General features: G+C 61.0%; 10 protein-coding genes. 4 read left to right on the forward strand and 6 right to left on the reverse strand.

Annotated elements, in window-relative coordinates:
• Positions 1 to 184: 184 nt before the first annotated feature.
• The 4 genes from AC1DS5_RS03970 (at position 185) to rsxB (ending at position 4,862) form a co-directional block, all read left to right on the forward strand.
• Positions 185 to 1,654 (forward strand): polyhydroxyalkanoate depolymerase, encoded by a 1,470-nt coding sequence (locus AC1DS5_RS03970; protein WP_477716953.1) that lies wholly within the window; start codon positions 185 to 187, stop codon positions 1,652 to 1,654.
• Positions 1,655 to 1,875: 221 nt separating this feature from the next.
• Positions 1,876 to 3,513 carry a hypothetical protein gene (locus AC1DS5_RS03975; protein ID WP_477716954.1) on the forward strand — a complete coding sequence of 546 codons (1,638 nt, stop codon included), beginning with the start codon at positions 1,876 to 1,878 and terminating at the stop codon, positions 3,511 to 3,513.
• Between the two features lie 29 nt (positions 3,514 to 3,542).
• Entirely contained in the window at positions 3,543 to 4,124 is a 582-nt protein-coding gene (locus AC1DS5_RS03980; protein ID WP_477716955.1) for a hypothetical protein, read from the forward strand.
• A 72-nt stretch (positions 4,125 to 4,196) separates the two neighbouring features.
• Entirely contained in the window at positions 4,197 to 4,862 is a 666-nt protein-coding gene (rsxB, locus tag AC1DS5_RS03985; protein WP_477716956.1) for an electron transport complex subunit RsxB, read from the forward strand.
• 71 nt (positions 4,863 to 4,933) lie between these two features.
• Here rsxB and cuyA read toward each other — a convergent pair whose 3' ends face one another.
• From cuyA to AC1DS5_RS04015, 6 genes are all read right to left on the reverse strand, one after another.
• Positions 4,934 to 5,971 carry a D-cysteate sulfo-lyase gene (gene cuyA, locus AC1DS5_RS03990; protein ID WP_477716957.1) on the reverse strand — a complete coding sequence of 346 codons (1,038 nt, stop codon included), beginning with the start codon at positions 5,969 to 5,971 and terminating at the stop codon, positions 4,934 to 4,936.
• Positions 5,972 to 6,057: 86 nt separating this feature from the next.
• Entirely contained in the window at positions 6,058 to 6,528 is a 471-nt protein-coding gene (locus AC1DS5_RS03995; protein WP_477716958.1) for a VOC family protein, read from the reverse strand.
• A gap of 167 nt (positions 6,529 to 6,695) precedes the next feature.
• On the reverse strand, positions 6,696 to 8,744 hold the full coding sequence (locus AC1DS5_RS04000) for an acetyl-CoA carboxylase biotin carboxylase subunit (protein ID WP_477716959.1): 2,049 nt from the start codon (positions 8,742 to 8,744) through the stop codon (positions 6,696 to 6,698).
• Between the two features lie 2 nt (positions 8,745 to 8,746).
• Positions 8,747 to 9,043, reverse strand: a complete 297-nt coding sequence (locus AC1DS5_RS04005) for a helix-hairpin-helix domain-containing protein (RefSeq protein WP_477716960.1) — start codon at positions 9,041 to 9,043, stop codon at positions 8,747 to 8,749.
• 24 nt (positions 9,044 to 9,067) lie between these two features.
• Complete coding sequence (locus tag AC1DS5_RS04010) at positions 9,068 to 9,970, reverse strand: alpha/beta fold hydrolase (RefSeq protein WP_477716961.1); 903 nt, start codon at positions 9,968 to 9,970, stop codon at positions 9,068 to 9,070.
• A 34-nt stretch (positions 9,971 to 10,004) separates the two neighbouring features.
• Positions 10,005 to 11,537: an acyl-CoA carboxylase subunit beta gene (locus AC1DS5_RS04015; RefSeq protein WP_477716962.1), complete on the reverse strand. Its 1,533-nt coding sequence runs from the start codon at positions 11,535 to 11,537 to the stop codon at positions 10,005 to 10,007.
• Positions 11,538 to 11,545: the final 8 nt, after the last annotated feature.

Here is an 11,545-nt window from a genome sequence, read left to right on the forward strand (position 1 = left end):
ACCAAATGAAGTCAGCAGCCCCACACAAGTGGCACTTTGGCCGAATCCCTGTTAAAAACGGCCCCAAATGGGTAGTACCCCTCAGGCCTGAAGGGGTCAACGCCTGTTATATTGCACTGCAACATGCACCGATTTCGCACAGATTTCGCCCCAGATTAATCCAGAAATTACGAAGGTTTGTCCCATGCTCTACCAAGTCTATGAAGCCCAGCGCACGTTGATGGAGCCCTTTGTTGATTTTGCGCAAGCGGCTGCGAAGCTCTACAGCAACCCCTTGTCGCCGATGGGGCAAAACCCTTTTGCGCAGCGTGTGGCCGCCGGCTACAGCCTGATTTACCGCTTGGGCAAAGACTACGAAAAGCCGGCATTCGACATCAAGACCGTCGATGTGAACGGCACGGATGTGACCATCCACGAACGGGTGGAAATCAACAAGCCGTTTTGCGAGCTGCGCCGCTTCAAGCGCTTCACCGACGACCCTGCCACGCTGACCGGCCTGAAGGGCGAGCCGGCGGTGCTGATCGTCGCGCCGCTGTCGGGCCACTACGCCACCTTGCTGCGCGACACCGTCAAAACCATGCTCAAGGACCACAAGGTCTACGTCACCGACTGGAAAAACGCCCGCACAGTCCCCCTGTCCGAGGGTTCTTTCCACCTCGATGACTATGTCAATTACGTGCAGGAATTCATTCGCCATCTCCAGGGCATTTACGGCAACTGCCATGTCATCAGCGTCTGCCAGCCCACCGTGCCGGTGCTGGCGGCCATTTCGCTGATGGCGTCGCGCGGCGAGCTGACCCCCCTGAGCATGACGATGATGGGCGGGCCGATTGACGCGCGCAAGTCGCCGACCGCGGTCAACAACCTGGCAATGAACAAGAGCTTTGAGTGGTTCGAAAACAACGTGATCTACCGGGTGCCCAGCAACTTCCCGGGTGCGGGACGGCGGGTCTACCCCGGCTTTTTGCAGCATACCGGGTTTGTAGCCATGAACCCCGACCGCCACGCCAGCAGCCACTACGACTATTTCAAGGATCTGCTCAAGGGCGACGATGCCAGCGCGGAAGCCCATCGCAAGTTTTACGACGAATACAACGCGGTGCTCGACATGGACGCCGATTACTACCTTGAGACCATCAACACCGTATTCCAGGAGTTCAAGCTGGTCAACGGTACCTGGGATGTCGTGGGTGTGGACGGCAAGATCGAACGCGTACGCCCCGAAGACATCAAAACGACAGCCCACTTCACCATTGAAGGTGAACTGGACGACATTTCCGGCTCTGGCCAGACCGAAGCCGCCCATGACCTCTGCTACAACATTCCGAAGGCCCGCCAGAAACACCTGGAAGTCAAAGGCGCCGGGCACTATGGCATCTTCAGCGGCCGCCGCTGGCGCGAGATCGTTTACCCGCAGGTCAAAGCCTTTATTTTTGAGCAACACGGCCAGCGCAAGGCCGCCAACACATCACCTCCTCTGGCTGCACAACCGGCAAAGCCAGCCGCGCCATCGGGCGGCACGGCGAAACGCCATACCGGCAAAGTGGCCGCAGTAGCTGCCTCAAAGGCAAAACCAACGGCAAAACCAACCGCAAAAGCGGCGGCAAAACCGTCAGGCCGTGGAGCCACAAAGACGGTGCGCAGAACAAGCTGATCAAAACAAGCTGCTCTGGTGTTTGAACTTTACGAAGCCGCTTCACCCTAAACCTGGATAGCTGCTGCCGGTGCGGGCACGGGTTCAGGATTGAGTTCAAGCAATGCACCGCCGGGCCGGGTAACCAATGAATGGCATGAGGCCCTGGCATGAAGGGGCCGCGCCGTGACGGCGAACCTTGTCGTGGCGCCTGTTGATACTTCGTTCGAGGATAAGCAAAAATGCGACAACTGGCGGGTGCCTGTGTGCTGTGTTTCCTGCTGGCAGCCTGCGGTGGCGGTGGCGGCGGGTCCTCCAGTTCCGGCACAGGCGGCCCGACGGTGGTCAGCGGCAAGGTCACCTTCGATTTCGTGCCCGTCGCACTCACAGGCGCGCTTCCGCGGCTCGACTATGACCACACGGCCCGCCGGCCTGCGCGTTCAGTCGTCGTTGAGGCGGTCGATGCGGGCGCCCAGTCGATCCTGGCCACGGCCAGCACCAATGCCGCAGGCGACTACACCTTTACCCTGGCAGCTGGACGAACCGTGTTTATTCGCGCAAAAGCCACCATGAAGGCGATTGGCGGCAATGCAGCCGACATATCGGTGATCGACAATACCAGTGCCGGTGCGCAGTGGGCCATTGACGGCGCCCCCTTTGCAACCGGCGTCAGCCCCGCCTTGACCCAGAACCTCCACGCCGCCTCGGGCTGGAACGGCAACGCCTACATCGATGCCGAGCGTGCCGCGGGCCCGTTCGCGATTCTGGATACGATTTACCAGGCCGCCCAGAAAATCATCTCGGTAGATCCGGCCGTCAGCTTTCCCAAACTGACTGTGAACTGGAGTCCCAACAATGTTGCGTCAAATGGCGATGTTGCATTGGGACAAATAGGGACATCGTCTTACCAGCGTTCGACAAGCGGCAACACCGTGCTCCGCAACCTCTACTTCCTGGGATTTGCCGACAACGACACCGACGAGTACGACACGCATGTGGTGGCGCATGAACTCGGGCACTACCTGCAGGAAGCCTTCGCACGCGACGACTCGGTGGGTGGCCTGCATGGGGGGCCCGACGACCCCCTTGACCTGCGCGTGGCGTTCTCGGAAGGCTGGAGCAACGGCTGGTCGGGCATTGCGCTCAACAACCCGATTTACTCAGACACGATTGGGCCCAGCCAGGCCAGCGGCGGCAGTTTCAATGTGTCCGTCGGCGAAAGCACAAACCCGGGCTGGTTCAAGGAACACAGCGTGGAAAAGATGTTCTGGGATTTCAGCAACCACGCGTCGATTGGCTTCAGCCAGGTCTGGAGCACCCTGAAGACGGGGCTGAAGGTTTCAGCCGCTCTCTCCAGCATCCACTCATTTGCCCGGGTGCTTGCAAATGACACGTCCAACAATGCTCTCGTCGCCAGCATTCTGGCCACGCAGAGCATCGCTCTACCCACGACACCCTATGCCGACAATGAGACCAACTTCGGCAGCCCGGTGATTGCCAACATCAATCCGATCTACCTCACCTATGGTTCGCTCAATACCGTCCTCGCCAATGTGTGCGTGGGCAATGCGGTCGATCCCTACCTTGACGCCAACAAGGCGGGGGAATATCGCCACGTCCGCCTGACGCTGCCGGCGGGCAACCGCACCGTCGTTGTCGCGCAAAGCAGCAGCACCACCAATGTGAGCGATCCCGACTTCGTCCTGTACAACAGCGCGGGCCGGCTGCTGGAGGCCAACGGGACCGTGTCCAATTCAGAAACGGCGAACTGGAATCTGCCGGCTGGTGACTATGTGCTGGCCATCACCGATTTCAGGCTTTTCCGCCCGACGTCCAGCGGCGGCAATACCAGCGCCTGCTTCAGCCTGACGGTGCAGTAACCAGGACGCCGTGGGCCCAGGAGTTCGCCATGAAAAATAGCCAGGTTCTTTCCCCCTTCCCTCCTCGTTCCCCTCTTTCCCCCCTCATCCCGGTCTGTGTGCTGGCCTGCATGCTGTCCTCACCTGCCCTTGCCGGGGGCAGCATGGTAGCCGGCCAGCTCGTACCGGCCGAACAGCAAGTCGCCGGGAAGCCGGTACAGGCCACCACCGGGCTGGCGCGTACGGCCAAGACCAACATGGGCGTTCGCATCCGTTATGCCGTCGACAGTCCCACCGTGGGCGGTCGAAGCCAGGTGCGCCTGAAGGTGCAGCGCCCTGCCTCCGGACAGCCACTGACCATCGAACTGGCTCCCAGCGGCGGCCTGCGCCTGGACAGCAACCTGCCGGCGAGCAATGCGGTGCAAACGGCGGCGTCAGTGGACTATGTGCTGAGCCTGGTGCCGCAAAGCGAAGGACTGCATTACATTCATGTGTACCTTCGGTCCGGGGAAATGGCCGAAGCGCTGGCTATCCCGGTGCAGGTCGGAAAAACGAAAAAGAACACCAAGGCGGCAGACATAAAAACAATGCCCGACGGCCAACGCGTGATTTCCATTCCGGCCCAGCAATAAGCCGACCCGATCAAACAATTCCCCACACCGGCCTGAACAAGGGCTTATCATCTCCGGCCGCCGCACACCCCCATGAACGACTTGACTGCCCGACTCCATGCCGCATTGCCGCAAACGCAGTGCACCCGCTGCGGCTATCCCGACTGCGCGGCCTATGCGCAGGCTATTGCCAGCGGCGAAGCCGCCATCAACCAGTGCCCGCCCGGCGGCGCCGAGGGTATCCAGCGGCTGGCAAGCATCACCGGGCTGCCCGTTCTGCCACTGAACCCCGTGCACGGCACCGAAGCCCCGCGGGGGGTTGCCATCATCGACGAAGCCTGGTGCATAGGCTGCACGCTGTGCATCAAGGCCTGCCCGACCGATGCCATTGTGGGCAGCAACAAAATGATGCACACCGTGATTGAGCCTTATTGCACTGGCTGCGAGCTCTGCATCCCGGTGTGCCCGGTCGACTGCATCAGCCTGGAAAATGTCACGGGCACGCGTACCGGCTGGGGTGCCTGGTCGCAGGAAGCGGCCGACACCGCCCTCGCACGCTACTCTTTTCACAGCAAAAGACTGGGGAAAGACGAGGTTGAGGTCGCCCAAAAACCTGAAAGTGCGGAGAAAAAACCAGAGCTTCCGGCTGCGGGCCTGCCTGCACGGCCAGAGTCGGATACCGCTATCGTGGAGCGCAAGCGTGCGGTGATTGAAGCGGCGCTGGCCCGGGCCCGGGCACAGCGACAAAATAAACCATAGCCGAAAAATTCGGGCAGGCCACGACACAAGCTCGGGCCAAGCCCTTCACCTGCTCCGGCTACTCAGGCCACTCAAGCCCGCAATTCAGTCAGGCCCAAAACCTCGGCCTCATAGGCATGCAGCGAAGGTGCCCCGCCGGTGTGGATGAACAGCACGTTTTCATCCTGCCGGAAATAGCCCTTGCGGGCCAGTCCGATCAGCCCTGCCATGATCTTGCCGGTGTACACCGGGTCCAGCAAAATTGCCTCGGTGCGCGCCAGCATTTGCACGGCCTCGACCATGGCCTGGTTGGGCACCGAATACTTGGGCCGCCACCAATCGCCAAAACTCACGACCGCTTCGCGCGGAATGGTCATGTTCAGGCCCAACAGGTCAGCCACGGCCTGGGCTTCCTTGTGCACGAGAGGATCCTGGTCCGCCGGGTCGCGGCTCACGCCAATGCCGATAAGAGGAATGTGGATGTGGTTACCCAGGAAGCCGGCCAGCAGGCCGCCGTGCGTACCCGAGCTGCCGGAGCCCACGACGATCTTGTCGATCTGCACGCCCTGCTCGAAAAACTGTTGTTGCAGTTCCTGCGCGCAGGCCACGTAGCCCAGGCCGCCAACCGCGTTGGAACCACCACCCGGCACGATATAGCCCTTGCGGCCTTCTTTGGCCAGGTCGGCGGCGACTTTTTGCATGGCCTCCATCATGTTGGTACCCGCAGGCACGACGGTAATGGCCTCGACGCCCAGCAGGCGGAAGAGAAAGTTGTTTCCGCTGGCCTCTGGCTTGTAGCTATTGGGCACCCGTTCTTCAATCACGAAGCGGCATTTGAGCCCTTCCTTGATGGCGGCGCACAGCGTGGCGCGGCAATGGTTGGACTGTGGCGCGCCGCAGGTAATCAACGTGTCGGCTCCCTGGGCCAGTGCGTCGGCAGCCAGGAACTCCAGCTTGCGCGTCTTGTTGCCGCCGGGCGTCAGGCCCAGCATGTCGTCGCGCTTGATCCAGATATTGGGGCCACTGCCGGAGGGGCAAGTGGCGCGGAGTGCTTCAGTGAAGCGGGGCAGAAACTCCAGCGGCGTTGGCCCCTGAGTGTAACGACGGCGAGGGAAACGGCTCAAATCCATGAAACGATGCTCCAGACGAATCGGTTTTATAAAAAAGCAGCCTGTATTGTGCCGCCTGCCCGATTCGCCCACCGGTGCGGGGCCGTTCAGCCCATGGCGGCAAATGCCTTGATCACTTCCGGCGGCGCCTGCACCATCTCGATCAGCACACCTTCTCCCGAAATTGGAAACTCGTCATTTGATTTCGGGTGCAGGAAGCAGATGTCAAAGCCGGCGGCCCCCTTGCGTATGCCGCCTGGGGCAAAACGCACGCCCTGCGCCGTCAGCCATTCCACCGCCTTGGGCAGGTCGTCAATCCAGAGCCCGACATGATTGAGCGGCGTGGTGTGCACGGCCGGCTTTTTCGCCGCGTCCAGCGGCTGCATCAGATCCACCTCGACCTTGAAGGGGCCGCTGCCCATGGCGCAAATGTCTTCATCGACATTCTCGCGCTCGCTGACAAAATTGCCGGTGACTTCCAGGCCCAGCATGTCGACCCACAAGGTACGCAGACGCTCCTTGCTGGTTGCACCTATGGCGATCTGCTGGATGCCCAGCACTTTAAAGGGACGCGTCATATTATTTTCCTCAACGAACAATCATCGCCGCCGATCAACCCGAGGTGACAGGCGCGGGCTGTCTTATCCAAGCAAGGGCCGCGGAACCGGCTTCGCCGGGCCGCAGGCGCAGTGGCCCCCTCGGGGGGCAGGAAGCTACGCAAAGCGAGCGACCGTGGGGGCCACATTCATGCGAACTCCACAATAGGCTGGTCCACTGCCAACGACTCACCCTTCGCTGCAAGCACCTTGCCGACCACGCCGTCAGCCACGGCAAACAGCACGTTTTCCATTTTCATGGCTTCAATCACCGCGACCCGTTCCCCGGCCTGCACCTTCTGCCCCGGTTGCACGGCCACTTCGACGAGCAGGCCTGGCATCGGCGACAGCACATAGCGGCTCATGTCTGGAGGCGCCTTGTAGGGCATCAGGGCATGAAGCTGTGCGGCACGAGGCGACAGCACCAGGGCATCCAGCCGTGTGCCGTTGTGCGCAATGCGGATGGCCAACGGGTTTTTGCCCACGCCGCGCTCAACCTGGGCCGCGAAGGGCTGGCCGTTCGCCGTGCCACGGATGCGGGCGCCGCCCAGATGCCAACCGCTACATATTTCATAGCACTTGTCACCTGTTTCCACGACGCTGGAGCCAGACTCCGCTTGATAATCCCGAACCAGCGCCGGACGCGGGCTGTTCTGCCCGTCCGCCCCCAGGCTGATGACCACAAACTCTTCCCCCACCGTCAAGCCGTGGCCCGGCAGCTGGCCGCTGATGCCCGCAGCCCGGCCCAGCAAGCGGCGATTCACATAGGCTGCCAGCGCCACCAGGAAGTCCGGGTCGTCATGTGGCACATCCTCGGCACGAAAACCCTTGCCATAGTTTTCCGCGATAAATCCGGTATTGAAATCCCCCGCGACAAACTTCGGGTGCGCCAGCAGCGCCGCCTGGAACGGGATGTTGCTGCTGATACCGCGGATCACAAATGCATTGAGCGCCTCGCGCATTTTGGCAATCGCATCGTGGCGGTCCTTGCCATGCACGATGAGCTTGGCAATCATCGAGTCATAGAACATCGGGATTTCGCCGCCATCCTGCACGCCGGTGTCGACCCGCACGCCAAAGAGTTGCGAGGGGTCGGCTGAAAACATGGTTTGTTTGGGCGGCTGGAAGCGCACCAGGCGCCCGGTGCTCGGAAGGAAACTGCGGAATGGGTCTTCCGCGTTGATGCGGCATTCGATGGCCCAGCCATTGCGCTGAACGTCTTTTTGTTCGATCGGCAGTTTCTCGCCGGCCGCCACGCGAATCATCAGCTCCACGAGGTCCAGCCCGGTGATGCACTCCGTTACCGGATGCTCCACCTGCAGGCGAGTGTTCATTTCCAGAAAGTAAAAGCTCTGGTCCTTGCCAACGACGAACTCCACGGTGCCGGCGCTCTGGTATTTCACCGCCTTGGCCAGCGCCACCGCCTGCTCGCCCATGGCCCGGCGCGTGGCGTCGCTGATGAAGGGCGACGGCGCCTCTTCAATGACCTTCTGGTGGCGGCGCTGGATCGAGCATTCTCGCTCGTTGAGGTACACCACATTGCCGTGGCTGTCGCCCAGCAACTGGATTTCAATGTGCCGCGGCTCTTCAACAAACTTTTCAATAAAAACGCGGTCGTCGCCAAAGCTGCTGCGCGCCTCGTTTCGGCAAGAGGTAAAGCCCTCCAGCGCCTCCTTGTCATTAAAGGCCACCCGCAGGCCCTTGCCGCCACCGCCTGCGCTGGCCTTGATCATCACCGGGTAACCAATCCCCCTGGCAATCTCCACCGCTTTTTCGGCGGTTTCAATGGCATCGTTCACACCGGGGATACAGTTCACGCCTGCTGCACCCGCCAGTTTTTTCGATTCGATCTTGTCGCCCATCGCGGCAATCGAATAGTGCTTGGGCCCAATGAAGATGATGCCCTCTTCCTCCACCCGCTTCGAAAACTCGGCGTTTTCGCTCAGAAAGCCGTAGCCGGGATGTATGGCCTGCGCACCCGTCTGCTTGCAGGCAGCAATGATTTTGTCGGCCTGCAAATAGCTCTCGCGGCTGGGCGCCGGGCCGATGTTGACAGCTTCGTCGGCGAGCTCCACATGGCGCGCGTCCTTGTCAGCGTCGGAATAGACGGCAACCGTCTTGATGCCCATCTTGCGGGCGGTCTGGATGACGCGGCAGGCGATCTCTCCCCTGTTAGCAATCAGTATTTTCGTAAACATGTTTATCTCCTATCGTGTTTTGCCAGCAGCGCCTTGCGCTCTGCCGTGAAGTCCCACCAAGGTTGGCGTGGACCACCATTCATGAATTTCTTGGCTGCCATAAAAGTATCGAGTACACAGGGGTCATGGCGATGGCCCATGGGGGTGCGCAGGGCTTCAAACACCGCCAGCGGGTCCATGTGTGCCACATCCGCCGGCGTGTTGATGCCAACCGATTGCAGGTCTTGTGCAATCGACGCGCCGATGTTCGGAATGTCCGTCAAGACTTTGGCGCGGGCGGCGGTTTCGGCTTTGGGCATGGTGAGTCGTTGAGCTGGGCAATCTCAAGCGTGCTTGTAGCGGGCCATCTGTGACAAGAGCGTCTGAACGAACAGTTGCGGGTTTTCCAGATCAGGGAAATGACCGCAATCGTCAAACCGGACGACCTCGGCATGCGGGACATCGCGCAGGATAGCCAGCGGGTCGGTCAGCCGATGCGAGCGGTCTTGACTGCCCCACAGCACGGTGCAGGGTGTGCCGATACCTTGGGTGGCATCGACGGACTCGCCTATCAAACCTTGCACCACACCAGCCAGACTGAAGCAGCCGCCGCAGCGCAAGGCGTGGCGTGCTGTTTGTTGAAATGGCGCGCCGTCGGTCGTCTTGGGCAATGCAATGCGGTACCAGGACACCGCCATTTTTTGCCGAAATACCCGACTCACCAGCTGCCCCAGCACGGGCACCGTCAAAGGCCGTGGCACGACCCGCTCAGTCCAGCGGTGCATGGCCTCGACCGATGGCGTTTGTGACAGCAAAAGACTGGCGACGCGATGCGGCGCGCGCTGTGCCACCCGCATTGCGTAGAACCCATTGGCGCAGCTCAAAGCCAGCGTCGCTTTGGCGATATTCAGCTGATCCAGAACCGAGAGGATGGCCGCTGCGCCTTGTTCCAGCGAGTGGTCATACGCTGCACTCGGCGCTGAAAATCCAAAGCCCGGCATGTCAAAACACACCACGCGCACCTGCGGCGCCAACAAGGCGAACAAGCCCTGGTAATGCTCAAGCACGTTCGGGCCGTCGGGGGCCATGACAACGCAAGGCTTGTCACCCCCAGAGTCAAATACGCGCATCGTGCCGGCGGGTGTCTGCAGCCACCGCGTGTTGAGCGCAGGTGATTGAATTTGACGATGTTGCTTGACGGACCCTGCGGCCAGTTTGGCGTCAAGCCAGATGCTCAGGCTGGCCATGTCAAAGGAACGCTCATGGGTTTGGCGATTTGCATCACAGCGGAATATTCCCGTGCTTGCGCCACGGGTTCTCGATCTTCTTGTCACGCAACATGACCAGCGAACGGCAAATGCGTTTGCGCGTTTCGTGCGGCAGGATCACGTCGTCGATAAAGCCGCGTGCACCGGCGACAAACGGATTGGCAAAGCGGGCTTTGTATTCCGCCTCTTTGGCCGCCAGCTTGGCCGGGTCGCCCTTGTCTTCGCGAAAAATGATTTCCACCGCGCCCTTGGCGCCCATCACGGCGATCTCGGCGTTGGGCCAGGCAAAGTTCACGTCGCCGCGCAAATGCTTGGAACTCATCACGTCGTAGGCACCGCCGTAGGCCTTGCGGGTGATGACCGTGATCTTGGGCACGGTGCACTCAGCATAGGCGTAAAGCAGCTTGGCGCCGTGCTTGATGATGCCGCCGTATTCCTGGCTGGTGCCGGGCATGAAACCTGGCACGTCGACAAACGTAATGACCGGGATGTTGAATGCATCGCAAAACCGCACAAAGCGCGCGGCCTTGATCGAGCTCTTGATATCCAGGCAGCCTGCCAGCACAAGCGGCTGGTTGGCCACGATGCCGACCGACTGGCCCTCCATGCGCGCAAAGCCGATGACGATATTTTTGGCGTACTCGGGCTGGATCTCGAAGAAGTCGCCATCGTCCACAGTCTTGACGATCAGCTCCTTCATGTCGTAGGGCTTGTTGGGGTTCTCGGGCACCAGCGTGTCCAGGCTCAGGTCCATCCGCCCGGCCGGGTCGGCGCTGGGGCGCACCGGGGCTTTCTCGCGGTTGTTCAGCGGCAGATAGTTGTAGAGGCGGCGCAGCATCAACAGTGCTTCGACGTCGTTCTCGAAGGCCAGGTCGGCCACGCCACTGCGGGTGGTGTGCGTGATGGCACCCCCCAGTTCCTCGGCGCTCACCTCTTCGTGCGTGACGGTCTTCACCACTTCGGGGCCGGTGACGAACATGTAGGAACTGTCCTTGACCATGAAGATGAAGTCGGTCATGGCCGGTGAGTACACCGCGCCGCCCGCGCTGGGCCCCATGATCATACTGATCTGCGGGATCACGCCGCTGGCCATCACGTTGCGCTGGAACACGTCGGCATAGCCGCCCAACGAGGCTACGCCTTCCTGGATGCGCGCGCCGCCCGAGTCGTTCAGGCCAATCACCGGCGCGCCGACCTTCATGGCCTGGTCCATCACCTTGCAGATTTTCTCGGCATGGGCTTCGCTGAGTGCACCGCCGAATACCGTGAAGTCCTGGCTGAAGACAAACACCAGCCGGCCGTTGATCATCCCGTAGCCGGTGACCACGCCGTCGCCGGGAATCTTGTTGTCGGCCATGCCGAAGTCAGTGCAGCGGTGCTCGACAAACATGTCCCATTCTTCAAAGGTGCCTTCATCGAGCAGCAGCTCCAGGCGCTCACGCGCGGTGAGCTTGCCCTTGCCATGCTGGGCGTCAATGCGCTTCTGACCACCGCCGAGGCGGGCTGCAGCACGTTTTTTTTCGAGTTGTTCGAGGATGTCTTGCATGGTTTACT

The organism is Polaromonas sp. P4_H1, from assembly GCF_056400945.1.

Bases quoted from the DNA above. Each gene is read 5' to 3' on its own strand.
- AC1DS5_RS04005 (WP_477716960.1), bottom strand. From the start codon at position 9,043: ATGCCCAAAGCCGAAACCGCCGCCCGCGCCAAAGTCTTGACGGACATT.
- AC1DS5_RS03995 (WP_477716958.1), bottom strand. From the start codon at position 6,528: ATGACGCGTCCCTTTAAAGTGCTGGGCATCCAGCAGATCGCCATAGGT.
- AC1DS5_RS04015 (WP_477716962.1), bottom strand. From the start codon at position 11,537: ATGCAAGACATCCTCGAACAACTCGAAAAAAAACGTGCTGCAGCCCGC.
- cuyA (WP_477716957.1), bottom strand. From the start codon at position 5,971: ATGGATTTGAGCCGTTTCCCTCGCCGTCGTTACACTCAGGGGCCAACG.
- AC1DS5_RS03980 (WP_477716955.1), top strand. From the start codon at position 3,543: ATGAAAAATAGCCAGGTTCTTTCCCCCTTCCCTCCTCGTTCCCCTCTT.
- rsxB (WP_477716956.1), top strand. From the start codon at position 4,197: ATGAACGACTTGACTGCCCGACTCCATGCCGCATTGCCGCAAACGCAG.
- AC1DS5_RS04000 (WP_477716959.1), bottom strand. From the start codon at position 8,744: ATGTTTACGAAAATACTGATTGCTAACAGGGGAGAGATCGCCTGCCGC.
- AC1DS5_RS03970 (WP_477716953.1), top strand. From the start codon at position 185: ATGCTCTACCAAGTCTATGAAGCCCAGCGCACGTTGATGGAGCCCTTT.
- AC1DS5_RS04010 (WP_477716961.1), bottom strand. From the start codon at position 9,970: ATGGCCAGCCTGAGCATCTGGCTTGACGCCAAACTGGCCGCAGGGTCC.
- AC1DS5_RS03975 (WP_477716954.1), top strand. From the start codon at position 1,876: ATGCGACAACTGGCGGGTGCCTGTGTGCTGTGTTTCCTGCTGGCAGCC.